Source organism: Kribbella soli, assembly GCF_004331345.1.
Taxonomy (GTDB): Bacteria; Actinomycetota; Actinomycetes; order Propionibacteriales; family Kribbellaceae; genus Kribbella; species Kribbella soli.
In genome coordinates this window covers 1,791,032-1,814,155 of sequence record NZ_SJJZ01000002.1, presented here as the reverse complement: position 1 = coordinate 1,814,155, position 23,124 = coordinate 1,791,032, and the positions used below count along the sequence as shown (strand labels likewise).

Genomic DNA, 23,124 nt, shown 5'->3' with positions numbered 1-23,124 from the left:
GCGCCTAGCGTGGACGCCCGATGACAGATCTGTACCTGCGAACCGAAGGACCCCGGATGACGATCGAGGTGACGCGGTCGGCGTGCGTCGGCGCCGGCCAGTGCGTGCTGGTCGCGGACGATCTCTTCGACCAGGACGACGACGGACTGGTCATGCTGATCGAGGAGGATCCGCGCGAGGACCGCGTCGACTCGGCCCGGCGGGCGGCGTCCCTCTGCCCGGCCCGGGCGATCCAGGTCCGGGAGTGATCGAGCGAATCGTGGTGGTCGGCGCCTCGACGGCAGGTCTCGCGACCGCGGAGTCGGTGCGCGACGCGGGCTTCCGCGGCGAGGTGGTCCTGCTCGGAGCCGAGCAGTGGGATCCCTACCGGCGACCGGCACTGTCCAAGCAGATCCTGCTCGGCACCTGGAAGCCCGACCAGGCACGGCTTGTCGAGGCCTCGACACTGCGGGCACTGGGGATCGACTTTCGCCCCGGCCATCGAGCGGTGCGGATCGACCGTCGATCCCGGACCGTCCAGACCGATCACCATGCCATCGGGACCGACATCGTCAGGTACGACGCCGTGGTCATCGCGACAGGGGCCTCGGCCCGGCGGCCGTCGTGGGCGCCGTACAGTGCCGAAGCCAATCGCCCGGCACCGGCCGTCCACGTACTCCGCACTCTCGATGACGCCCTTCGGATCGCGGGTCAGCTGGTTCGGCGCAGGCGGGTGACCGTGGTCGGCACGGGTGTCCTGGGCTCCGAGATCGCATCCGCCGCGACCGCTCGTGGTGCGCGGGTGAGCCTGGTCGGACGCAGTGCCGGCCTGAGCCTGGGCGCCGCCGGGCTTCGCTTCTCCGACCGGCTCCGTGCCCTCCATGCTGCCCGCGACGTCGAGGTGCGCACCGGTGCGGAGGTCGTGGCGGTGCGACCGACCGACGGCCCCAGGTACGACGTTCGGTTTGCCGACGGGACCAGATTGGGCTCCGACGTCGTCATCGCCGCCGCGGGCGCGGAACCGGCCGTCGCGTGGTTGGCAGACTCCGGGCTGCTCACGGATGGCAGCCTGCTCGCGGACAGCCACGGCCGTGTCGCCGATCGCGTGTTCGCCGTCGGTGATGCGTCGAGCTGGCTCGATCCGGCGACCGGCACGCACCGTGCCTGTGGACACCAGTTGACGGCGATGGAGCAAGGACGGTCAGTCGGCCGGCTGCTCGCCGCGGGACAGCTGTCGCCGTACCCGATCCCGTTCTTCTGGTCGGAGATCCACGGTGCTCGGGTGCAGGCGTCGGGCCGTCTCGACATCGCCGACTCCGTCGAACTCCTGGCCGGTGATCACGACAGCGACCAGGCCCTGTTCGGGTTCCGAGCAGGCGACCATGCCTGTGGTCTGGTCGCTTGGAACATGCCGAAGCCCTTCCGAAACCACCAGGCGGCGTTGCTCGCAGAGCTGTCGGCCGCCGGCTCCGCTGCTCACCTGCTTGAAACGAGTTGATCATGACTGACCCGTCCAGCCCCGCAGACCACATTCGATGCCCGGTCACCGGGTACACGCTTCCGTCCGACGGCACCCCGCTTCAGCCGTCGCCCTTCTTCGCCGAGCGCAGACAGGACGGCAGGGTCCACCCGCTGAGGTACGCCGACGGTCATGTCGGCAAGCTCGTCACCGACCATGCCCTCGCGCGCGCCGTGTTGTCCGATCAGCGCTTCAGCCAGCTGCCACGGCGGTTCCCGTTGGGCCCAGCCGATCCGGCACCGCCGTCCGTCACGGCCGATGACCTGCGCGCGCTGGCGAGTGGCGATCTGCTGATTCTCGATGGTGCGAAGCACGACCGGATCCGGAAGACGATCAGGAGCCGGTTCACGGTCAAGGCGGCACGCGGCCACCGCGAGACGATCCGCGCCATCGCCGCCGAGCAGGTGGACATCCTGCTCGCTCAGCCGAAACCGGCCGACCTCACCGAGCATGTCGCCGAGCCGATCTCGGCGCGCGTGCATGCCCATGTCCTCGGTATTCCGGCGGAACGGGTCCAGGACTACATCCAGCACTATGTCCACGGCAGTTCGGCGCAGGCGACCGTCGACTTCGTGCGCGAGATCGTCGGGTACCGCCGTACTGAGCCAGGGGACAACGTGATCAGCGACCTGGTCGATTCGGGGCTGACCGACGACGAGGTCGTCGGGCTCGCTGCGGTGCTGATGTCGTCGGGACGGGACTCGGTCGCCTACACCATCGCCACCACGACGGTGGCGTTACTGACCCATCCCGAGCAGCGGCAGCGGTTGACCGACAATCCGTCTGTGGCCCCGGCGGTGATCGAGGAGTTCATGCGCTACTCGACGATGTTCGTGGCCCTCTTCCCCCGGACCGCGACCGAGGACCTCGAGATCGACGGCGTGCGCTTCCAGGCCGGCGACAGTGTCTCGGTGTCTCCCGTGTCGGCCAACCGGGATGCCGAGCGCTTCCCCGAACCGGAGCGTTTCGATCTCGGGCGGGACGCCTTCGGCCACCTGGCGTTCGGGTTCGGGCCGCACGGATGTGCCGGTCAGCAGCTCGCGCGGGTGGAGATCACCGAGGCGATCGGCGCGCTGTTCAGCCGGGTGCCTTCCCTCGCCCTCGTCGACGCCGAGCAACTCCGGCCGCTTCCGTTCGCTCACGTGGTTCCCACCTACCGGGCAGGAGCGGTGGTCGTCGACTGGTGACGGCCACCGCCCTGGCTAACCCTTCACCGCGCCGTTGACCATGCCCTCGACGATCTGGCGGTTGAAGAAGAGATAGAGCACCAGCGGTGGAACGGTGATCAGCAGGATGTCGGCGAACAGCAGGTTCCACTGACTGAGGGTCTGGCTCTGGAAGTTGAACAAGGTGGCTTGCACGGTGGCGTTCTCCTCACCGGGCAGGAAGTAGAGCGGGCCGGTGAAGTCGTTGAAGACGGCAACTGATTGCACCACCACCATGGTGACCACGACGGGCTTCAGCAGCGGCAGGATGACTCTGAAGAACACTCGCAGCGGGCCGGCGCCGTCCAGGGCGGCTGCCTCGTCCAGTTCTCGCGGGATGGTCGCGACGAAGGCGGAGCAGAGCAGAACGCAGAACGGCAGCCCGCCGGTGACCTCGATCAGGATCATTCCGAGCATCTGCTTGTAGAGGCCGAGCGCCTGCAGGACCCAGATGGTCGGCACCACCGCGGACGGGACGATCAACGCGGCCAGGACCAGCATCCTGGCCGCGCTCGTGAACAGGCCTGTACGGCGCTGGACGACGTACCCCATCATCGCGGCCAGGACGACCATCACCGCGACGCTCGACACCGTCAAGGTGGTGCTGTTGATGAAGGCGCGCACGATGACGAAGTCGCGGACCTTGAACACTTCCGCGATGTTCTGCAGCAGGACGAAGTCGCCCGGCCAGCTGAACTCGAACCGCGACGCGTCGGCCGAGGTCTTCGACGCGGTCAGCACGATGAAGGCGAAAGGGACCAGGAACACGATCGTGGAGACGGCGAGCGCCACCAGTCCGCGGACGATGTGGCTGTGCGACCTCATTGCGCGACCTCCCGGCGCCGGAACCAGCGATACAGCGGAATCGTGATCGCCGCCACGACGACGAACATCACCACGTTGCCCGCGGTCGACAGGCCGTACAGGCCAGCCTGGTACTTCTTGTAGATCACCGAGGCGAGCACGTCGCTGGTGAATCCGGGACCGCCGCCGGTCATCGTCCAGATCAGCTCGAACGAGCGCAGGCCGGAGATCACGTTGAGAATGACCACGGTCATCGTGGCCGGACCGACCAGCGGCAGGGTGATGAACCTGAACCGCTGCCAGTCGGTTGCTCCGTCGATGTGCGCCGACTCGTAGTAGTCCCTGGGAATCGCCACCAGGCCGGCCATGAAGATCAGCGTCGATACCCCGACGCCCTTCCAGATGTCGACCATGGCGACCGAGGTCAGCGCGAGATCCGGATTGGTGAGCCAGCCGGGGCCGTCGATTCCGACGATCCCGAGGACACGGTTGATCAGCCCGTCGAACGGGTCGAACAACACCTTGAACGTGATGCCGATGCCGACCGCGGAGACCAGCACCGGGAAGAAGACGACGGCCCGGAGGTAGCCGCGGGCAATGATTCTGCCGTTCAGCAGGATCGCCAGCGCCAGCCCCGACAGCACCTTGCCGACGCTGGTGATCACCGCGTAGACGAGGGTGTGGACGAAGCTTCCGAACAGCTGTGGATCCTGGAAGAAGGTGGCGTAGTTCTCCAGGCCGATGAAGGTCGAGTCGAACAAGGTCCACCGGGTCAGGCTGAAGTAGAACGACGTCGCCGTCGGTACGACGAACAGCAGGACCAGGAGGCCGCCGCCCGGCAGCAAGAACCACAGCGGGTACCGCGATCTCGTCGATCTGCCGCGTTGTCGGCGTGGTGGCGGATGCTCGGACGGGGCCGGAGCGGCTGGTGCCACCGCCGTCGTGCCTACTGTCATGTGCGAACCTCTCCTGGGCAGCGGGGCCACGATGGACGACCGCGTCAGACGCGGCCGGCAGTCACCAGCCCGGGAGCCCGAGCTGCTGGGCCTGCTGCAACACGTTCTGGTCGTAGAGCTTTGCGCCGCTGTCCGCCGTCCGGATCCCCGAGCCGACCTCGACCGCGAGCTGCGGCAGATCCGGACCCTTGATCGGGCTCACGGACTCCAGGGCCGGTCCGGTGTTGCCGGCGGCAACGTAGGTCTGCAGTTCCTTGATCGCCGCCGGAGCATCCGCCGGCACCTGGCACAGCCGGTTCACGAAGGGCCCGTACGAACCGCTCTGGATGAGCAGTTCACAGCCTTTGGCCGTCTGGGTGAAGGCGACGAGCTTCTTCGCCGCGTCGAGCTTCGCGCCGGTCGACGTCTTGGGGATGTAGTAGCCCGACGGCAGGAACAGCGTCAGGTGGCTGTCGGTCCCGGTCGCGGTCGGCATCGCGAACATGCCGATGTCCTTGAGGTACTGCGGGTGGTTCTGACGTACGGCATCGATCACGCCGGCCAGCATCGGGTAGTTCGCAGCCTTACCGGTGGCCAGCGCTTCCACTCCCTTGTCGTACGTCGCCGACGCGAAGTCCTTGTTCAGCAGGCCGTCGTCGTGGAGCTGCCGGAGATGCTGCCAACTGCCCAGTGCCGGCTGGTCCACGTTGTGTGCCTTGTTCGCGGTGTAGTCGGCGGCCCACTGCGGAGCCACTGCCGCGATGTTCGCGAAGTCGGCCAGGATCACCAGTTGCGCCGTCCAGGCATCGCCGAACGTCTGCTCGACCGGTGTCGCGATCCCGCTCTTCTTGATCAGCAGGTTGTTGGCCCGGAACTGGTCCCACGTCTTCGGGATCTTCAGCCCGAGCTTGGCGTAGACCGCCTTGTTGTAGACGACGCCGCCAGGCGTGGTCCCGCCGGTCGGAGCCCCGTAGAGTCCCTTCGCCGTGCTGACCGCGGGCAGGTAGGACTTGTCGAGGTCCTTGACCCAGCTCTGATCGGACAGGGACACCAGGTACTCGTCCGGACGGATCGCCTGCAGCAGTGAGCCCGAGTTGTACGAGAAGACATCACTCATCTCGCCGGTGCTCAGCCGGGTCTTCACGACGTTGTCGCCGTCCGACCCGGTCGGCATCGTGTCCAGCTTCACCTTGATCGCCGGGTTGTCCTTCTCGAACGCCGCGATCAGCGCATTCGCGGCTTTGACGGTGCTGGGTTCGTTGAACACCAGATAGGTGATGGTCGTGTCGCCGTCGGCCTGCTCGCCGGTTCCCAGGGAGCCGACCGAACACGCCGCCGAACACAGCACGACCACCATGGATCCGATCAGGGCGACCAGGCGCCTCGGAGCGTTGGATGACTTCATCTGCACTTCCTCGTGATCGAACTGCCAGCCGTCCGGCGCTTCTGATTTCCATCTGGAAGAGGACGGTTCGAGGACCGGGCTGAGGTGCCGCGGCTTCTCGGCAGTCTAGGAATCAGCACAGATGGCAGGGCAGGGACAAGCTCGTCAAAGTATGGAGAATCGGGTCAGTGGCGGTGTCCTCGTCCCGGTTTCCACAAGCTTGCCATCAGCAACTAGGTTGCCGGTGTCCAGATGCGGACACCTTGGCAGTGAAGGCTTGTCAGCCTCCCAGGGGCTCGGCACTCTGTGTAGCCGTGATCTGACGCCGCCCTGGGAGGAAACACGATGCACACCAGAAGAAGATGCCGATGGGCTGTCGTTGCGATCGCGACGACAGCCGCATTACTGCTGAGCGGTCAGACAGCGCAGGCTGATGTGTCGGTGCTCGATTCGGTGGTGCGAACCGATCATCGGACGGCGGCGGCTGCCGAACCTGGCATCGCTTCGGTCGCAGTGGCGGACGACATGATCACGGTCTCCGGCTCCGTCGATGCGGCCCAGGCGGGCGCTGACGTCGAGGTGTTCGTCTCCGGTGCGCAGTCGTCGGCCACCGCAGCGGATGCGAAGTCGTTCGGACGGGCCGTCGCCGGCGCCGACGGTGCGTTCTCGGTGCAAGGCGCTCGGGTCGACGCCACTGGGACCGACCAGCTGTTCGGCCAGTTCACGCTCGCCGTCGGCGGCGTTGCCGTCGGTACGCCGCACTTCGCGGACGACCTGCGGTTCACCGCGCCCAACACGGCGCCCTTCCCCCAGGTACTGGACAAGAAGGGCCTGCAGGTTCAGATGTCGGACGACGCCGAGAGCCTGGGCGTCCAGCACGCGGCCATCAACCTCGATCTCGCCAAGATCATGCTGAACAAGAAGACGAGCGAGCAGAACATCACGTTCGCCAGCGGCGGGACGGACTACTACTTCGACGCGGCCGCGGTGGCCGCGCTCGACACGCAGATCAAGGCGGTGTCCGACAACGGCACCTTGGTGAACCTGATCGTGTTGCTGTACCGGCACGACAACGAACCGAACAGCGCGGCCAACATCCTGATTCATCCGGACGCGTCACGCGAAGCCGGTGCTGGTCCGGTCTACGGCTTCAACACTGTCACGGACGAAGGTATCCGCTACACGACCGCCGCGATGGAGTTCATCGCCAGTCGCTGGGCGCGCCCGGACGAGAAGTTCGGCCGCGCGGTCGGCTTCATCGTCGGCAACGAGGTGGACGCGCAGTGGATCTGGTCGAACTCCGGCGAGAAGACGATCGACCAGTTCCTGAACGGCTACTCACGGGCGCTGCGGGTGATGTCGCTGGCCTCGAGGAAGTACTACGACAAGGCGCGCACCTACACCACGCTCACCCAGCACTGGACCGTACCGGCCGGCGGGAACTCCAGACGCTTCTACCCGGCCAGAGACGTGATCGACCGGCTGAACGCGATCTCGAAACAGGGTGGTGACTTCCCCTGGTTCCTCGCCTACCACCCGTATCCGCAGGATCTGTTCAAACCCGACTTCTGGAACGACACCAGGGCGACGGACTCGGTCGACACCGAGATGATCACGTTCAAGAACATCGAGGTTCTGCCGCAGTACTTGTCGTCGCAGGAGCTCCTCTACAAGGGCGAACCGCGGCGCATCATTCTCTCCGAGCAGGGGTGCCACACTCCTGGAGCGGGCAGCAACCTGACCCTCGATGCGGAGAAGCTGCAAGCCGCTTGCTTCGCCTACGCCTACTACAAGATCCGCTTTCTGCCCTCGATCGACAGCTTCATCCTGCATCGCCACGTCGATCACAAGTTGGAGGGTGGACTGAATCTCGGGCTGTGGGCAGTGGACTTCTCGATCGACGACCCGAACGCGCCGCTGCGCGAGAAGTACAGCTACAACGTCTTCAAGTACATCGACACCGCGCGCTCGCTCGAGGTGACGGACTTCGCCAAGTCGATCATCGGCATCAAGGACTGGGCCGACGTGATCGACGGGTTCGATCCGACGGCGCTCGACCAGCGCCCGATCACGACGACGGTCGGGACCCGGCTCGACGCGGTGGCGTCCGGCTCCCGGCCGTTGGGCTCCTTCGACTCCGGCACCGATGGATGGCTGCCTTCCGACAACGTGTCGTCGGCGACCGCGGCCGGCGGTGTCCTGCAGGTCGCCGATGCGCCCAACACCTTCGCCAAGCAGTTCCGCGGCGTCGTCAGGAAGTTCACCGCCACTGATGCTCCCCGCGCGCGGGGCTGGCTGAACGCGGCCGTGAGGATCCCGAGCGCGACGGGACTGGGGCCGGACACGATCGCCCGGATCACCGCCACGACGTCGTCCGGACGGATCGTCGAGGGCGATGCCCACGTCCCCGCCGACGGCAGGTCCCACTCGGTGGCGCTGCAGCTACCTGCCGCGGTAGCGGCGGACAGGCTGGCCAAAGTGAAGGTCCGCATTCGGGGGACCGGGACCAGCGAACCGCAGAACTCGTTCGAGCTGGATTCCGTAACGCAGTCCGACGGGGTCACCCGTTCTCAGTCGCCCAACGTGCTGATGACCGCCGCGACGGACAGCGCAGACGTGGTCGGCTCGAAGCTGACGGTCAGCATCACCAACCTGGACATGGACGTGCTGCAGGGCGCCGCGCAGATTCCGGACGACTGCGGCGACTTCGACGTGGAACCGAACGGCGTGACAGTTCCCGCGACGCCGTTCGGCGGCGTGGCGAAGGTGACCTTGCAGGTGACCGCCGTACGTGGCAGCCACACGACTGCCTGCGTGCAGCTTCGCGACCAGATCGTGAAGGTCCCGGTGACCGTTCCGCCTCCGCCCGAGCATCTCGTCTACGACTTCGAGACCGACGTCCAGGGATGGAAGGCAGGCGCCGGGGTCAACTCCGTCGCTCGGGTGACCGGGTTCGCCAACGGGCCAGGCGCTCCGCGCGGGGGAGCCGGTGCGCTCGAAGCGACGGCCGCGGTCGCCCCGGCGACGTCTTCCCGGACTGTGGGCGTGACGCCGAGCACTCCGCTCGACCTGAGCAAGGCCACAACGGTGTTCGTGTGGATGGACTCGTACGGCGGGGCTCCCGGCGCCACGGGGTACGTGGCGACCTTCACGCTGACCGCGGCGGACGGCACCACGAAGACCACGACGGACCCCGAGTTCTCGCCCGACTCGTGGAACAAGCTCTCGATCGACGTGAGCCAGTGGGCGTCTCGAGCCGCCGTGACTTCGGTCCAGGTCTCCTTCGCGGCCGTCGGCACCACCTACCCGAACTGGAGCGCCAAGTTCCAGGTCGACGATCTCGGCTATTTCACCAACTGATCCAGCCGCACCCGAAAGGCACAACGATGAGAGCAATTCCCTCAGCATCCAGGCGTCGCGGCGCGGCACTGGGGATCGGGCTGGCCGTGGCGATGACGACGATCGCGGCCTGCGGCGGCTCGAGCGGATCCGGCGAGTCGGGTGACGAGGTCACCATCACCATCTCCGGACCGAACCAGTGGAACAGTTCGGGGTCGAGCTTCGGCAAGCCCTGGGAGGAACTCGTGGCCGCCTTCGAGGCGAAGGAGCCCAAGATCAAGGTCAAGACCGTTGTGCTGCCGTTGAACAGCTTCGGTCAGACCATCTCCACTCAGCTGGCCGCCGGCACCGCCTCCGAGTTGGTGTTCAACCAGGCGCCGCACAAGCCGGAGATGGTCGTCGCGCTGGACGACTACCTGAAGAAGCCCAACCCGTACGTCGAGGGCAACAAGCAGTGGATCGATGTCTTCCGCAAGAAGTTCTACGGATTCGGCAACGGCCACAGCCGCAATGCCGCTGGCGCCATCGAGTTCGTGCCGTTCAACCTGGTGGGGATCGGCCTGTTCACCAACAACGAGGCGTTCCAGAAGGCCGGCGTACAAGCGCCGTTCAAGGACTACGAGGACCTGATCGCGGGCTGCGGGAAACTCAAGGCCGCCGGCTACACGCCGCTGGCGATGGACGCGTCCAATCTCGGCCCCGGCTGGACGATGGGGACCATCAGCGGGATGTTGCTGGACAAGTACGCTCAGGAGTACAACGTCTATGCGCCGGACGGGTCGGCGGGTAAGGCCCCGACGGTGACCGAGAAGGGTGTGGCGCGCGCGGTGCTCTCCGGCGCCTTCGACAGCCGTAAGCCCGAGGTCACCGAGTCGCTCAACCTGCTCAAGCGGTTGTGGGACGCCTGTGTCGACAAGAACTGGTCCGGCGTCACCGGTGACAACGGGGCGGTGATCGGGCTCAAGGACTTCGCGGCCGGCAAGGCGGCGATGGCCTGGGGAGTGAACTTCGGCGTCAGCGCGCTGTCCGACGTGCCCTTCGAGGTCGGCAGCATGCCGTTCCCGAAGATCACCACCGCCTCCTCGCCGTTGGCGACCGACGCGCCCGCGCGGTTCGGCGCGAGCCCCGGCGGGACGAGCTACATGATCCCGAGCGCGATCAAGGGCGCCAAGCTCGATGCCGCCGTCAAGTTCCTGCAGTTCGTCAGTGCACCGGACAAGATCCAGCCCTGGCTCGCCGCGACCGGTGGCATCCCGGCGGTCGAGGGGGCGAAGGGCGCGGCCAAGACCAGCGCCTTCGCGGAAGGTTCCTGGGGTGAGGCGATTCCCTTCAGCTTGCCCGGTCCGCCGCCGGGGGTGACACAGCTGAGCCTCTGGGACGGTTGGCTGCTCGGTACGCGGTCCCTGGACAAGGAGCTCGACTACCTGCAGGACATGTGGACCAAGGCCCAGAAACAGGCCGTCGCCGACAACAAGTGGCAGTCCGAGCCCTGGGCGAAGAAGTAATGCCGATGACCGCACCAACTGTGGAGACGGCCGCCCCCGCCGCGCCGGCGCCGCCGACCTCGGCCCGGCGCCGTCGGCGGCGGGTGCCGTGGACCGCATACCTGGCCCTACTGCCGTTGTTCGCGGTCCTCGGTGTCTTCGCGTACTACCCGGCCGTATCGGGGATCTGGCACTCCTTCTCCGACTGGCAGCCCGGGTTCGATTCTCCGTGGGTCGGGTTCGACAACTACGTGGCGATGTGGCACGACGACCTGTGGTGGCAGTCCTTCCGCAACCTGGGCTACATCTTCGTCTTCCAGGTCACCATCGCGTGGGCGCTGCCGTTGCTGGCCGCCGAGTTGGTCATCTCGTTGCGCAGCGAGCGGTTGCAGTTCTTCTTCCGGACCGTGCTGATCGCGCCGATGGCCTTTCCCGGCGTCGTCACCGTGCTGCTGTGGTCGGCGATGTACGACCCGAACAACGGCGTGATCAACCGCGTCCTGCAATCGGTCGGGCTCGACTCGCTGGCTCACAACTGGACCGGTGACCCGAACACCGCGCTGCTGGCCTTGCTGTTCATCGGATTCCCTTTCGTGGCCGGGCTGCCCTTCCTGATCTTCCTGGCGACGTTGCAGGGCATTCCCAAGGAGGTCTTCGAGGCGGCGTCGCTGGACGGCGCGAACAGGCTGCGCCGGTTCTGGAGCGTCGACCTTCCGCTGATGGCGTCGCAGGTCAAGCTCCTCGTCTTCCTGGCGACCATCGGCGTTCTCCAGTACGGCTTCGCCGCCTACCTGCTGACCGGCGGCGGACCGGACAACGCCACCCAGGTACCCGTCCTGCGGATGCTCGGTGTCGCGTTCCAAGGCAGCCAATGGGGTTACGCGGCGACGCTGTCGAGCGCGTTGTTCCTGATCACCGTCGTACTGAGCATCGTCGTGGTCTTCATCAAGCGAGGGGACAAAGCAGATGTCAAGTCGCTCTGAGACCGCGACAGGTGGACGGCGGCGCAGCGGTCAGACCCTGGTGGTCCTGGCTCTCAGCTTGATCGCCTTCATCGGGCTGTTCCCGTTCCTGTTCATGCTGATGACATCGTTGAAGACCAACCAGCAGTACTACGCCACCTTCTGGCGGCCGACGCTGCCGCTGCGACTGGAGAACTACAGCACTGCCTGGCAACAGATCCAGCCCTATTTCGTCACGTCACTGCTCGTCGCCGCGGCTGCGATCGTCGGAACCCTGCTGCTGAGCACGGTGGCAGCCTTCGTCTTCGCCCGGTACGAGTTCTTCGGCCGCAAGGCGCTCTTCGCCCTCGTGGCCCTGCTGTTGATGGTGCCTGGGATCTCCAGCCTGATCCCGCTTTTCGTGCTGATGCGGGACCTCGGCATCCTGAACACCCGGCTGGTGCTCGTGATCCCGCACGTGGCAGGCGGAGCGGTCCTCGGAACGCTGCTGATGAAGACGTTCGTGGAGCAGATCCCGCAGGCGCTGTTCGATGCGGCCCGGGTGGACGGCGCGTCGGGGCCCCGGATGTTCTGGTCGATCATGCTGCCGCTGTCGCTGCCGGTGGTCGGGACGATCTCCCTGGTCACCGTCATCGGGGTGTGGAACGACTTCTTCTGGCCGCTGCTCACCATCGCCGACAACAACCTGCGGACCGTGTCGGCGGGGCTGCAGTTCTTCCAGACCCAGAACGCCACGGAGTACGGACCGCTGTTCGCCGGCTACGCGTTGGCCAGCATCCCTCTCCTGCTGCTGTTCCTGTTCATGTCGAAGTACTTCCTCGCCGGCCTGCAAGGCGGGCTCCCCGGCTCCGGACGCTGACCTCCGGCCGGCTGAACTCACAGCGCTGGGGTCAGCCCCTCGGAACGCACCACCCAGCGGTCGTCTGCCGGGAATCCGGGGGTGGGGCGGTCCGGTGCGCCGTGCCAGCCTGCGGTCATGAAGGCGATGGAGTAGAGCAAGGCGCCGTTGCTCGGGAAGTAGGGGAACGGCCCGCCGGTGGCGAGGCCGGCGTCGTCGAACTGGAAGCCATCGGAGGGGTGGAGCAGGAAGTCCAGCGCGTCGTCCGGGCGCCCGAGTCGTGCGGCGCACATCGCCAGCACCGGGAAGTCCCATCCCCAGGTACGGGAGAACCTCCAGCCGGTGAAGACCCGGTCGGCGGTGCGGTCCATCGTGGGGATGTCGACGCCGTCGCCCGGCAGCCAGCCGAACGCGCCGAGCAGCGCCGGGTGCTCGTAGTTCTTCTCCGTCCACATGTTCTCGACGCCCTCGTGCAGAACGTAGGAATCGTCCTGGACCGGCAGGGCCGCGAGCCCGTCGTGGACGCGCTGCCACTGGGGATCGCGGGGCAGGCCGAGACGTTCGCGCCACTGTTGTGCGACGCGGAGGCCGAAACGCCAGTAGGAGAGCTCGAAGGTGGGGTTCTGGGTGGCCTTGGGATCGGTGTTCTCCGACACGAGGTGCATCGGCGGGCCGAGCACGTAGCGGCCCGTGCTGTCGTCCCAGAATGCCCAGGAGGCGAGGAAGTCGGCGGTGTCGGCAACGATGTCGTGCCACTTCCGCAGCGTGGCCATGGTGGGATGTGCCTGGTAGTCCAGCTCAGCGAGAAAGATCGGGTGCGGCTGCTGCCACGTCAGCAGGGCATTGATGACGTGCGGCGCCTCGGTGCCGTCGGCCGTCGTGCACTTCGGCCACCGCGCTCCCCGGAAGCCCTGTTTCTGCGCGCGTTCGCGCGACGAGTCGTGGAAGCGGTCGAAGACGGTCAGGCTGCGCTCGAGGATCGGCCACCGGTTCCACAGCGCCCAGTGCGCGCCGTGCCACCAGTACATCTCCATGTGGAACTTGCCGTGCCAGCCGTTGTTGACGAGGCCGGACTCCTGCGGTGGGAGTGAGCCTGCCTCGTTGGCGCGCAGCAGGTACTGCGAGAGCACGATCCGCCGCTCCAGCTCACGCCAGCGCGGGTCCTTGCTCTCGGACAGGTCGATCGCGCCGCCGGACAGCCAGTACTGACGCCAGCTGCGGACGCTCGCCGCGAAGGTCGCGCTCGAGGTCCCGGCCGGCGAAGGCGACTGTGCCGAAGAAGAGTGGGCCGAAGAAGAGTGGGCCGAAGAAGAGTGGGCCGAAGAAGAGTGGGCCGGGGGAGCCGGCGCGAACGTGCAGACGAAGTGCAGCCGATCGGTCCCGCCGGCCGCGGCGAGCCGGTAGCGATGCCGGGCGGCCGCGGCGCCGATCGCGAGGGTTTCGTTGTCGCGGACAACGATCTCGAAGTCCCGGCCGCCGTAGGTGTAGGCGAGGACCAGGCGCTTGGCCTGGCCCGGAGCCGGGTCGCCGAGGAGGCGGTAGTCGACGAGCGCGGTGAGCGAGTCGTCCACGACCAGCTCGGAGAGCTTGCCGGCGACGTCGGCCCAGTGGCCGTCGGCGCCGTATTGGGCGGTGCGGATAACGAGCTCACCGCCGTTCACGTCCACGCTCGCGAAGACGCCGCGACCCTGCCAGGTGACCTCGACGTGGTACTCGGTGGCGTCCATCCGGTGGGTGATCTCGGCACAGTTGCGGTCCGTCGTCGCCGTCGTCTGATGGGCGTCCGGCTCGCCGTAGGTCCCGACGTGCTCGGCGAACTCCTGCTGATCGGCGTACGGGAAGTGGAGGAAGACGGCCAGCCGGTCGGCCGCGACGAGTGGCGAGTCGATCTCCACGGCGACGGCGTCCTGGTCGGGGTGGCAGCAGGTGCGGACGTGCACCGGTTCACCGGCGAGCTCGAAGCGGCTGTCGATGATGCCGGTCCACAGATCGAGTTCCTGCCGGATGCCCGTCAGGTCGTCGGCGGCGGCGGTGCGGCCGTCAGGGAGGGTGAGCTCCAGACCGATGCGGCCGAGGTTGATGCGTGCCGGGTTGGCGTAGAGCCAGCGGGACAGTTCAGGTTGGGTCGGGTTCGGGATGGGGTACTGCACCGCACGGCCGTGGGTGTCCCACACCTCGCCGTGGAAGTCCGAGGGCTGCTGTCCAGGTGGCAACGCGAAACTGTGCCATCCCCACTCCGACATCGTGTTGAACGGCACGAACGTCTGCAGGCCCGTGACGTCGACCCCGAACGCGAACCGGCCGTTGCCGACCTGGAGGGGGCTGTGCGTGTTGATCGCGTCGCGCACCACCCGGTGCCGGGCCACAACTGCCTGCCTGTCGATCGGACGGTTCGGCGCGGCGGCCGATGCCTCGGGCGACGTCTCGGCCGCGGCAACGCCCGTTAAGGCTGCGGCAGCAGACCCGGACACGAACGTTCTAGGCGTGCTCATGATGTCTTCCTATCAACGCGATCCATCGAGGTCCACGAATCTGCCTGCCGCTGACCGGAAGCGGTCGTCGGTCGGCAGATGACCGCAGTCGGACAGCTGGGGCTCCGGCGGTTGACAGTGCCGGGCTCGTCTGTGACTCTACCTGAAAGCTTTCAATTCCTCAGTGATTGGCGTTCCGACGCCCCTTCCGACGCGGTCATTGTGGCTTTCGGCCTGCCACCGATCACTCCGCGAACGAACGACTGGAGACCCCATGGCCATGGGCAACAAACGCTTCCGTCCGAGTCGGCGCCTCTTCCTCCAGGGGGCGGGCAGTGGCCTGCTCCTGACCGCGAGCGGGATGGCACGACCCCTCCAGGCCAGCGCGACCACGGCCGAGACCTACCAGCTCGAGAACGGGTTCATCAGTCTTTCCGGCGAGTACGGAAAGCTCACCCGGTTCGCCTGCGATCCGACGGGCTCCGGCCAGTACCAACCCACGTCGTTCGGCTCGGTGTTCCTCGGCGCGACCGACTTCTTCGACGCCGGGTTCAACAAGGACGTCACCTGGACGGCGACCGGGACGTCGCTGAGCCTGGCGGGCATTCAGTTGCCGTCGGCAAAGAGCCTCAAGCAGGCGCAGACCAACTCACCCGTCCCGCTCAACGCCGGTCACACGATCGGCCAGTCGTTCACTGCGTCGATGTACCGGTTCACCCGCGTCGGCGGCCAGTTTCCCACCTGGAGCAGCAACAACGCAGGGCTGCGGATGACGCTCTTCGCGGGGACTCCGGCGGCCGGCCTCACCGAGATCGCCAGTCGCGAGGTGAACCCGCTGAAGGACAACGGATGGGCCTACCTCGATGTCCCGGATCAGCCCCCCGGGTCCTACTACCTGGAGATCTCCCACACCGCGGGAACCCCCGGCTGGTGGAGTCAACTCGGCGCGACCATGGTCAGCGTCGGCGGCTCGGCGTACCAGGACCGTCAGGTGCAGGCGGGTCGCACCATGACGATCGACGTGGCGGGCTTCGACGTCGACGGGATCGCGTCGTGGAAGCTGGACCTGTCCGGCCGGAACCTGGCGATGGCCTACGACATTCAGTGGAATACCGTCCCGCGGGCTGATCCCGGCCTGACGCTGACCACCTCGTGGCGCCGCGACGGGTACTCCGTCGCCGCGGCGGACGGCGTACTGTTCAACCGCTTCTACGGCGACCAGGGCATCTACATGCCGTCGGAGCAGCTGAAGCGCCGGGACGCCTGGACGAACCCGGTATCGGGGTCGCAAGCTGTCACGGCCGGGGGCAACGGCCCGTACGACCTGCGGTTCACCGGTGACGAACCGGTCATCGACGGCACGATGACCGCCCAGTCGATGGTGATGTCGCTCAACTCCGGAACCGCGGACGCGGCGCAGACCGTCTCGCGATCGCTCGCGGTCGAGGTCCAACCGCATTCGGAGGCACTGCCGGCGGTCTTCCCCGTGTTCACTGCCTCCGATCAGCGCAGGGCATCGCAGGTGTCCTCCTTCTACTGGGAGCGTGCGCTCAGCTTCCGGTTCAGCGGGCACGCGATGGACTGGGCCGACTGGAACGGGCGCATCCTGGACTGGACCGCGACGGCGGGCCGCGGAGCGCAGGCCGACTCCCTGTTGAGCACCAAGCTCGAGCCCGACGGATACGTCTGGTCCTGGCCGAACTCGGCGGGATGGCCGTTCCCCGATCCGAAGCAGTTCGACGCCCGGCATTTCACGTCCAACGCGATGTACATCCTCGGCGCCTGGCGGTACTACTCGTGGACCGGTGACGCCGACTTCCTCGCCACGATGCTGCCGCGGGTGCGGCAGGCGATGAACTTCTACCTCGACTCGCTCGACGGCAGGAGCGGGATCGTCACGATCGACTCGCCCGACCACAGCGGCCGGGACGGCTATCTGCCCTCCAACTACTGGGACGTCACCTCGTTCGGGCATCAGGACGCGTTCCTCAACGCCTACTTCTACGGCGCGCTCGAGGCGATGGCCCAGCTCGAGGAGCACGTCGGAGGCGCGGCGCGAGCCGACGAGCTGCGGACCGTGCGCAAACTGACGCGTCAGCGCTACAACACCTTGTTCTGGAACGGGACGGATGGCCGGTACGTGCAGTCCGTCGACGCCGACGGTGTCGCGCACGACTACGGGTCGACCTACGTCAATCTCGAGGCGGCGTCGTTCGGCCTCCCCACCCAGGACCAGGCAGCGCGGATTTTCGACTGGCTGGACCACGGCCGGACCGAGCTGCAGGAAGCGGTCGTCCAGATCGAAGAGGGCGGCCTGGCTCCGAAAGTCACCGCCGGCCACACGCTGGGGCAGAGCTTCACGGCAGACGCCGAGTTCGTCAGCGTAGCGGCGCGGTTCGCCACCTACGCCGAGCGCGGCGCCGCGTTCACCATGACGCTCTACCGCGGCCTGCCGGGGGAGGCGCCGGTGAAGATCGCGGAACGGATCTTCAGCGACTGGTTCGACGGCCGGGTGGCGCACCTCGACCTGCCGAAGCAGCCACCGGGCGTGTACTACCTGGAGGTCTCCCAGGTCACCGGCACGCTCGCCTGGTGGTCGACGGCAAAGAGCGTGCCCGGTGCGAGGGCGTACGCCGACGGGAATCCCGCGACCGATGCGTCGAACAGGTACGTGGTGGCACTCGGCGAGTACTTCGAGGGACCCGCCGACATCTACTCGAAGTGGGTCTTCGCTCCGAGGTCGACGACGCGCCGCAACAGCTACTGGTTCTTCCTGACCCACCTCACGACGCCTTGGGGAGAAGAGGTGCAGGACGGCGGAGCCATCCTCTACACGTCGGGATTCGATGTGATGGCGCGCGCCCGCTACCGATCCGCCGACGACGCGTGGGCCCGGATGACGGCCATCCTCGATCGGTGGAGCGAACCCGACCACATCGGCGGCGGTGCACCGCTGTACCGCGGCGAGGGTACGGTCGACGCGCCGGGCGGAGCACACTCGGTCGGAACGGACGTCCCGTTCCCCGAGAGCGGACTGGCGCCGGCCAGCTTCCTGTACGCCTTCGTCGGGGTCGAGGCCGAGCCGGAGGCTCTCGTCATCACTCCGAACCTGCCGTCGGCCCTGTCCAACGCCGGCGTCCGCAATCTCCACTGGCGCGGACGGCAGCTCGAGGTGCAGGTCACGCGCGACACGGTCACCGTGACCGGCAAGGGCGTGGCGGTGAGGCGCCGGTACAGGTCAGGCAAGACGGTGCGGATCGGTTCAGACGAGCTTTAGCACCGAGTCGAACGTGTGGTTGCCGTGGCCAACTTCCATCGAGGTGGACGAGCCCGGCAACCACACGTCGGCGCTCACGCCGTACGGCGTCGTCAGCGACAGCTCGAACCGGTCGCCCTCGCAAGGCCACCCGACCGCGATCTCGCCGTACGGCGACAGGTGCCTGGCGGCCGCGCTCGACAGGTCACCCGTCACGACCGGCCGCACCTCGATCGTGCGGTACCCCGGTGATGTCGGTGCGAGTCCGGCCACCCGCCGGTGCAGCCAGTCGGCGACCGCGCCGTAGGCATAGTGATTGAACGAGGTCATCTCGCCCGGATTGATCGATCCGTCCGGCAGCATCGAGTCCCAGCGCTCCCACACCGTCGTCGCGTCCATCGCGACCGCGTACAACCACGACGGGCAGGACTCCTCCAGCAACATGCGGTAGGCAAGGTCCGGCCGACGACAGCGCATCGAGGATGACCGGCGTCCCGACGAAACCAGTACTCACCTGGTAGCCGGCGGCACGGACGAGCTCCGCGAGCCGATCGCCCGCACCGACGCGCTGGCGCTCGGTGGCGAAAAGGTCGTTCACGATGGCGAGCGCGTACACGGTCTGGCAGTCGCTGCGCACCAGGCCGTCCTTGCCGACGTACGCCGCGATGAACGCCGCGCGCACGTCCTGCTCCAGCCGCGTGTAGTCCTCGGCATCAGCGTGCCGTCCCAGCAAGGTGGCCGACCGCGCGAGGATGCCTGCGGAACGAGCGAAGTACGCGGTCGCGACGACGGCCGGGTCGGCCTGGGCCTTCGCCGCGTCGTCCGGCGGAGCCGTCGGGTCGAGCCAGTCGCCGAACTGCGGGCCGGTGGACCACAGCAGGTCCTCGCCGACGATGCCGCGCACCTTCTCGACCCAGGCCCGCATCGACGGGTACTGACGCTCGGTAACACCGCGGTCGCCGTACGCCAGATGCACCGCCTCAGGAACGATCGTGGCCGCGTCGCTCCAGGCGGCGGCCGCGGGATCGGGTACGCCCAGGACGTCCGGGATCACGAAGGGAACGCCGCCGTCCGCCTTCTGCTCGGCGGACAGATCGCCGAGCCACTCCGAGAGGAATCCGGCGGTGTCGAACAGAAAGGTCGCGGTGGGGGAGAAGACCTGGATGTCGCCGGTCCACCCGAGCCGCTCGTCGCGTTGCGGGCAGTCCGTCGGCAGCGCGAGGAAGTTGCCCCGCATGCTCCACACCACGTTCTCGTGCAGGCGATCGACGCGGTGGGCCCCGTGAGTTCGGCTCGGCCGAACAACAGGGGAGCGCCGTCCGCCAGGCCGCCGATGGTCGACGGGCTGATCAGGTCCTGCTGCCACTCGCGGTGGTCGAGCAGGCCGGCCTCGATGGTGAGCCGCTCGCTGGCTTCGGTCCAGGCGTCACCGCTTCCCACTCGCACGCTGACCCGGACGCGCTCACGGGAGCTCAGCGGCGGGAACGGCCACGGTACGAAGAGTTGTTCTCCGGAGTCCACGACCACGGACTCCACGCTCGCATCGGCCCTCTCGATCCGGACCTCGTACCGATCCGACCGCCACCCGTCCGGCACGGACCCGGGGCCCCATGACAGCCGTGGGGTCGCCGAGCCGATGCCGAAGGCAACGTCGTAGTACTCGGCACGCAGCCGGGTGACCACGGCCGATTCTCCGGACCGACGGCTCACTCCAGCCCCGTTCCGACGATGCCCTTGAGGTACCACTTCTGGAACACGATGAAGACGATCAGCACCGGCAGCATGGCGATCACCGCGCCGGCGAGACCGACGGACGGGGAGATCATCGAGTTCTCACCGCCGGCCAGTGGCGCGAGCGCGACGTTGATCACCCGGTTGGCCGGGTTCGGGGCGATGACCTGCGGCCAGATGTACATGTTCCACGCGGTCAGGAAGCTGATCGAGCAGAAGGTGGCGAGCGCGGGCTTGGCCAGCGGAAGGCCGATGGCGGTCAGCACCCGCCCCCAGCTCGCCCCGTCGATGCGCGCCGCCTCGATGAGACCGACCGGCAGGCCGGCGAAGAACTCCCGGAACATCAGAATGGCGAACGCACACTGGGCCGCCATCGGGATGATGAGGCCGGCATAGGTGTTGAGCCACCCCAGCTGGAACGTGACGACGAACAGGGGGATCAGCGTTAGGTTGCCCGGGATGAACAACGGTACGACGAGCGTCGCGACCACCGCTGCCGCCCACTTGAACGGGATCTTCGCGAGGGCGAAGGCGGCGGGGAGCGAGAGCACGAGCTGCAGACCGACGATGCCCAGGCTGAAGACGAAGGTGTTGAGGATGACCCGGGGCGTCAGGTAGTTCCAGGCCTCGACGAAGTTCTGCCAGATCGGGGTCTCGGGCAGCAGCGGCGGGGGGAAAGCGTTGATCTCCGCGGCGGACTTGAGCGAGCCGGAGACCATGAACAGCAGCGGGGTGGCCATCACCAGGCCGGCGAGCACGATCGCCAGGTAGCGAAGGACGCTGTGAGAACGGGGTGTACGCATCAGCTGCGCTCCTTCCGGAATCGCACGATCCCGCGCACGAGAACCACGATGGCGATCATCAGGACGAGTTGGAACAGCGACAGAGCGCTCGCGTAGCCGATGTCGCGCTGGCCGAAGGCGACCTTGTACGAGTAGAGCGCGATCGACTGCGTGGAGCCGAGCGGGCCACCGTCGGTCATGATCAGCGCGATCTCGAACGAACCGCTCACGAAGCTGACGGCCTGGAGCACGGCGATGAGGACGGTCGTGCCCCAGACGTTCGGCCACGTCATCGACCAGACCTGCCGCCACTTGCTCGCGCCGTCGAGGGACGCCGCAGCGTAGATGTCGTCCGGCACCCGCTGGAGCCCGGCGAGGTACAAGATGATGACCAGCGGCAGGCCGCCCCAGATCATCATGATGACGAGGGCGGGGCGGGCCCAGGTCAGGTCGGACAACCAGTTCGGTCCGTTGACGCCGATCCAGGACAGCGCCTGGTTGACCAGCCCGTTCGTGCTGTACAGGTTGACCCAGATCAGCGAGGAGACCGCGGCCGAGGCGATCATCGGCGCGAAGTAGAAGACGCGGATGGCCGCAATCCCCGGGAGCTTCGTGTTGACCAGTACGGCCAGGACGAAGCCGATCAGGATCGTCGGCAGGACGCCCATCAGGACGAACAGGGCGGTGACCCCGAGCGCCTGCCACATCTCGGCGTCACCGAACAGCCGGATGATGTTGTCGAGCCCAACCCATCGCGGTGCGCCGAACAGATCCCACTGGAAGAAGGTCAGCACCAGGCCGCCCACGGCCGGGAGGATCACGAAAAGCGCGAAAGCCAGCATTCCCGGCGTGAGAAACGCGGCGGCCGTGAGCGCATCGACGCGTCTGCCGCGCCGGTAGCCGTAACTGCGGTCCGGGGTCCGTTTCTCCTCGTCCTGCCGAAGCGGTTGGGTATCCAGGGCTGGGGTCGACACTACGATCTCCCGATGCTAGGGAGACCCGGGTGGGGCGGCCCGGGTCATCCGTCAGTTACTTGGCCTGCTTCGCGATCGCCGCGTTGACGGTCTTCTCCGCTTCGGCGAAGGCTTCCTCGACCGAGCGGTGCTTCAGCAGGACCTCCTGGGTCGCCTTCTTCGTGGCGTCGGTCATGACGGTCGAGGTCGAGCCCGGCATGGCGGTGAGCAGAACCGCGGTCCGCGCCGACTGACCGAAGATGGCGATGTTGTCCGGCGGGGTGCCGTCCTTCCACGTGCCGTTGTCGATGCCGTCGTCGGTCGGCGGAATGACCCCACCGACATCCTGGGCGACCTTCATGCCGGTCTTGGTGTCGTAGAACCAGCTCAGGAACGCCCACGCGGCATCCTGGTTCTTGCTGGTCTGCGCGATCGACAATCCGTACGATCCGCCGCCGGCGGTCGACTTGCCCTCGATCGTCGGGAGGACCTGCACATCCCACTTCGCGTTGACGAGCGCCGTCTTGACCTGCGGAACCGAGCCACGCGAGGCGATGGCCATCGCGACCTTGCCCGAGCCGAAGCTGAGCTTCGGGTCGTCGGTCGTCGTGGTGTACGCGCCGGAGGCGGTTCCGTAACTGCTGAGCATGAGCTTCCATGCCTTGATGGCTTCCGGCTGGCCGATGCCGGACTTGCCGGTCTTCGGGTCGTAGACCGAGCCGCCGAACGCCTTGATGACAGGGCCGTAGACGATCTGTGCGCTGCCGTCACCGAGCGGAGCGGCCAGGCCCGTGATGCTGCCGCCTCCCTTGGCCTGGAGCTCCTTCCCGACCCGCACCATGTCATCCCAGGTCCAGTCGGCCTTCGGATACTCCTTGACCCCGAGCTGGTCGAACAGGGACTTGTTGTAGAAGAGCCCCACTGAGTCGGCGCTCACCGGCAGGCCGGTGATCTGCTCCGGCTTCGCGAGCGGCCGGTACTGGCCGACGAACTGCGGAAGGAAAGAGTCCGCGGTGAGGCCGGCGAGCTTGCCGTCCTTCAGCCCCGGAGCCAGGTCCAGGGTGACGTTGTTGGTCGCCAGCGTGTCGGCCAGGAAGTCCACGTTGAAGAAGACGTCCGGCAGTTCACCGCTCAGACGCGCGGTCGCCAGTTGCTGCGCGTACTCGTCGGCCTTGTCCGTCGTACTGCGGACCTCGACCTTGCGGTCGGGGAACTGCTTGGTGTACGCCTCGGCGTACTTCTTGAACTGCGGTTCGAGCGCGGTGATCGTGGTGAGGACGATGGAACTACCGTCGACCTTGCCGGCTTCTCCGGAACTGGTGGCGGCGTTCCCGCCGCACGCCGCGAGCACCGCAGCCATAGCTGCCGAGGCGGCAACGAGCACACGGCGGCGCGCTGTGCGTGACGTCATGTCAGCCTTCCCTCCTTGCTGTGAATGCCGAACGAAGGCCGAACCCAGTCCTCGACGAGCGAGTGCTCCGA

The 23,124-nt window shown here is 67.1% G+C and carries 16 protein-coding genes and 2 pseudogenes; 8 read left to right on the top strand and 10 right to left on the bottom strand.

The window, feature by feature from the left end; translation table 11 throughout:
- Positions 1 to 56: 56 nt before the first annotated feature.
- From E0H45_RS42550 to E0H45_RS22720, 3 genes are read left to right on the top strand one after another with little or no spacing between them, the layout of a single operon-like run.
- Positions 57 to 248: a ferredoxin gene (locus E0H45_RS42550; protein ID WP_165546554.1), complete on the top strand. Its 192-nt coding sequence runs from the start codon at positions 57 to 59 to the stop codon at positions 246 to 248.
- Positions 245 to 1,477 (top strand): NAD(P)/FAD-dependent oxidoreductase, encoded by a 1,233-nt coding sequence (locus tag E0H45_RS22725; RefSeq protein ID WP_165546553.1) that lies wholly within the window; start codon positions 245 to 247, stop codon positions 1,475 to 1,477. The genes E0H45_RS42550 and E0H45_RS22725 overlap by 4 nt, the downstream gene beginning before the upstream one ends.
- A gap of 2 nt (positions 1,478 to 1,479) precedes the next feature.
- Complete coding sequence (locus E0H45_RS22720) at positions 1,480 to 2,685, top strand: cytochrome P450 (protein ID WP_131340316.1); 1,206 nt, start codon at positions 1,480 to 1,482, stop codon at positions 2,683 to 2,685.
- A 15-nt stretch (positions 2,686 to 2,700) separates the two neighbouring features.
- Here E0H45_RS22720 and E0H45_RS22715 read toward each other — a convergent pair whose 3' ends face one another.
- From E0H45_RS22715 to E0H45_RS22705, 3 genes are all read right to left on the bottom strand, one after another.
- Positions 2,701 to 3,528 carry a carbohydrate ABC transporter permease gene (locus E0H45_RS22715; protein ID WP_165546552.1) on the bottom strand — a complete coding sequence of 276 codons (828 nt, stop codon included), beginning with the start codon at positions 3,526 to 3,528 and terminating at the stop codon, positions 2,701 to 2,703.
- Entirely contained in the window at positions 3,525 to 4,463 is a 939-nt protein-coding gene (locus E0H45_RS22710) for a carbohydrate ABC transporter permease (RefSeq protein ID WP_238155158.1), read from the bottom strand. The genes E0H45_RS22715 and E0H45_RS22710 overlap by 4 nt, the downstream gene beginning before the upstream one ends.
- Positions 4,464 to 4,524: 61 nt before the next feature.
- Positions 4,525 to 5,847 carry an ABC transporter substrate-binding protein gene (locus E0H45_RS22705; RefSeq protein WP_131340314.1) on the bottom strand — a complete coding sequence of 441 codons (1,323 nt, stop codon included), beginning with the start codon at positions 5,845 to 5,847 and terminating at the stop codon, positions 4,525 to 4,527.
- Between the two features lie 435 nt (positions 5,848 to 6,282).
- On the opposite strand from E0H45_RS22705, the gene E0H45_RS42545 reads away from it, so the two are divergent.
- The 4 genes from E0H45_RS42545 to E0H45_RS22690 are packed head-to-tail and all read left to right on the top strand — an operon-like array spanning position 6,283 to position 12,470.
- Positions 6,283 to 9,186 (top strand): DUF5722 domain-containing protein, encoded by a 2,904-nt coding sequence (locus E0H45_RS42545; protein ID WP_165546551.1) that lies wholly within the window; start codon positions 6,283 to 6,285, stop codon positions 9,184 to 9,186.
- Positions 9,187 to 9,212: 26 nt separating this feature from the next.
- Entirely contained in the window at positions 9,213 to 10,670 is a 1,458-nt protein-coding gene (locus tag E0H45_RS22700) for an ABC transporter substrate-binding protein (protein ID WP_165546550.1), read from the top strand.
- Positions 10,671 to 10,675: 5 nt separating this feature from the next.
- A complete protein-coding gene (locus E0H45_RS22695) occupies positions 10,676 to 11,632 on the top strand; it encodes a carbohydrate ABC transporter permease (protein ID WP_131340311.1) in 957 nt (318 codons plus the stop codon).
- Positions 11,616 to 12,470 carry a carbohydrate ABC transporter permease gene (locus E0H45_RS22690; protein ID WP_131340309.1) on the top strand — a complete coding sequence of 285 codons (855 nt, stop codon included), beginning with the start codon at positions 11,616 to 11,618 and terminating at the stop codon, positions 12,468 to 12,470. The genes E0H45_RS22695 and E0H45_RS22690 overlap by 17 nt, the downstream gene beginning before the upstream one ends.
- Positions 12,471 to 12,487: 17 nt before the next feature.
- Here E0H45_RS22690 and E0H45_RS22685 read toward each other — a convergent pair whose 3' ends face one another.
- Positions 12,488 to 14,941 (bottom strand): DnaJ-like protein C-terminal domain-containing protein, encoded by a 2,454-nt coding sequence (locus E0H45_RS22685; protein ID WP_131340307.1) that lies wholly within the window; start codon positions 14,939 to 14,941, stop codon positions 12,488 to 12,490.
- A 340-nt stretch (positions 14,942 to 15,281) separates the two neighbouring features.
- Between E0H45_RS22685 and E0H45_RS22680 the strand changes: the two genes are divergently transcribed.
- Positions 15,282 to 18,197: an MGH1-like glycoside hydrolase domain-containing protein gene (locus tag E0H45_RS22680; RefSeq protein ID WP_165546549.1), complete on the top strand. Its 2,916-nt coding sequence runs from the start codon at positions 15,282 to 15,284 to the stop codon at positions 18,195 to 18,197.
- On the opposite strand, the gene E0H45_RS43320 is transcribed toward E0H45_RS22680, so the two are convergent.
- The 6 genes and pseudogenes from E0H45_RS43320 to E0H45_RS22660 form a co-directional block, all read right to left on the bottom strand.
- The gene (locus E0H45_RS43320; protein ID WP_238155187.1) at positions 18,183 to 18,392 is read right to left on the bottom strand and encodes an alpha-L-rhamnosidase C-terminal domain-containing protein; all 210 of its coding nucleotides are present in this window, start codon (positions 18,390 to 18,392) and stop codon (positions 18,183 to 18,185) included. The genes E0H45_RS22680 and E0H45_RS43320 overlap by 15 nt on opposite strands.
- A gap of 114 nt (positions 18,393 to 18,506) precedes the next feature.
- Positions 18,507 to 19,413 (bottom strand): annotated as a pseudogene (locus E0H45_RS22675) (alpha-L-rhamnosidase-related protein); the annotation flags it as partial.
- Between the two features lie 149 nt (positions 19,414 to 19,562).
- Positions 19,563 to 19,859, bottom strand: a pseudogene (locus E0H45_RS43970) (glycoside hydrolase family 78 protein); the annotation flags it as partial.
- A gap of 23 nt (positions 19,860 to 19,882) precedes the next feature.
- Positions 19,883 to 20,710 carry a carbohydrate ABC transporter permease gene (locus tag E0H45_RS22670; protein WP_131340303.1) on the bottom strand — a complete coding sequence of 276 codons (828 nt, stop codon included), beginning with the start codon at positions 20,708 to 20,710 and terminating at the stop codon, positions 19,883 to 19,885.
- Positions 20,710 to 21,663 carry a carbohydrate ABC transporter permease gene (locus tag E0H45_RS22665; protein WP_131340301.1) on the bottom strand — a complete coding sequence of 318 codons (954 nt, stop codon included), beginning with the start codon at positions 21,661 to 21,663 and terminating at the stop codon, positions 20,710 to 20,712. Before E0H45_RS22665 ends, E0H45_RS22670 begins: the two co-directional genes overlap by 1 nt.
- Positions 21,664 to 21,718: 55 nt before the next feature.
- Positions 21,719 to 23,053 (bottom strand): ABC transporter substrate-binding protein, encoded by a 1,335-nt coding sequence (locus E0H45_RS22660; protein ID WP_131340299.1) that lies wholly within the window; start codon positions 23,051 to 23,053, stop codon positions 21,719 to 21,721.
- Positions 23,054 to 23,124: the final 71 nt, after the last annotated feature.

Excerpts from the sequence above, each read along its gene's own strand:
- E0H45_RS22690 (WP_131340309.1), top strand. The coding sequence starts at position 11,616 with ATGTCAAGTCGCTCTGAGACCGCGACAGGTGGACGGCGGCGCAGCGGT.
- E0H45_RS22660 (WP_131340299.1), bottom strand. The coding sequence starts at position 23,053 with ATGACGTCACGCACAGCGCGCCGCCGTGTGCTCGTTGCCGCCTCGGCA.
- E0H45_RS22685 (WP_131340307.1), bottom strand. The coding sequence starts at position 14,941 with ATGAGCACGCCTAGAACGTTCGTGTCCGGGTCTGCTGCCGCAGCCTTA.
- E0H45_RS22705 (WP_131340314.1), bottom strand. The coding sequence starts at position 5,847 with ATGAAGTCATCCAACGCTCCGAGGCGCCTGGTCGCCCTGATCGGATCC.
- E0H45_RS22715 (WP_165546552.1), bottom strand. The coding sequence starts at position 3,528 with ATGAGGTCGCACAGCCACATCGTCCGCGGACTGGTGGCGCTCGCCGTC.
- E0H45_RS22700 (WP_165546550.1), top strand. The coding sequence starts at position 9,213 with ATGAGAGCAATTCCCTCAGCATCCAGGCGTCGCGGCGCGGCACTGGGG.
- E0H45_RS22720 (WP_131340316.1), top strand. The coding sequence starts at position 1,480 with ATGACTGACCCGTCCAGCCCCGCAGACCACATTCGATGCCCGGTCACC.
- E0H45_RS22695 (WP_131340311.1), top strand. The coding sequence starts at position 10,676 with ATGACCGCACCAACTGTGGAGACGGCCGCCCCCGCCGCGCCGGCGCCG.
- E0H45_RS22710 (WP_238155158.1), bottom strand. The coding sequence starts at position 4,463 with ATGACAGTAGGCACGACGGCGGTGGCACCAGCCGCTCCGGCCCCGTCC.
- E0H45_RS22670 (WP_131340303.1), bottom strand. The coding sequence starts at position 20,710 with ATGCGTACACCCCGTTCTCACAGCGTCCTTCGCTACCTGGCGATCGTG.
- E0H45_RS22680 (WP_165546549.1), top strand. The coding sequence starts at position 15,282 with ATGGCACGACCCCTCCAGGCCAGCGCGACCACGGCCGAGACCTACCAG.
- E0H45_RS42550 (WP_165546554.1), top strand. The coding sequence starts at position 57 with ATGACGATCGAGGTGACGCGGTCGGCGTGCGTCGGCGCCGGCCAGTGC.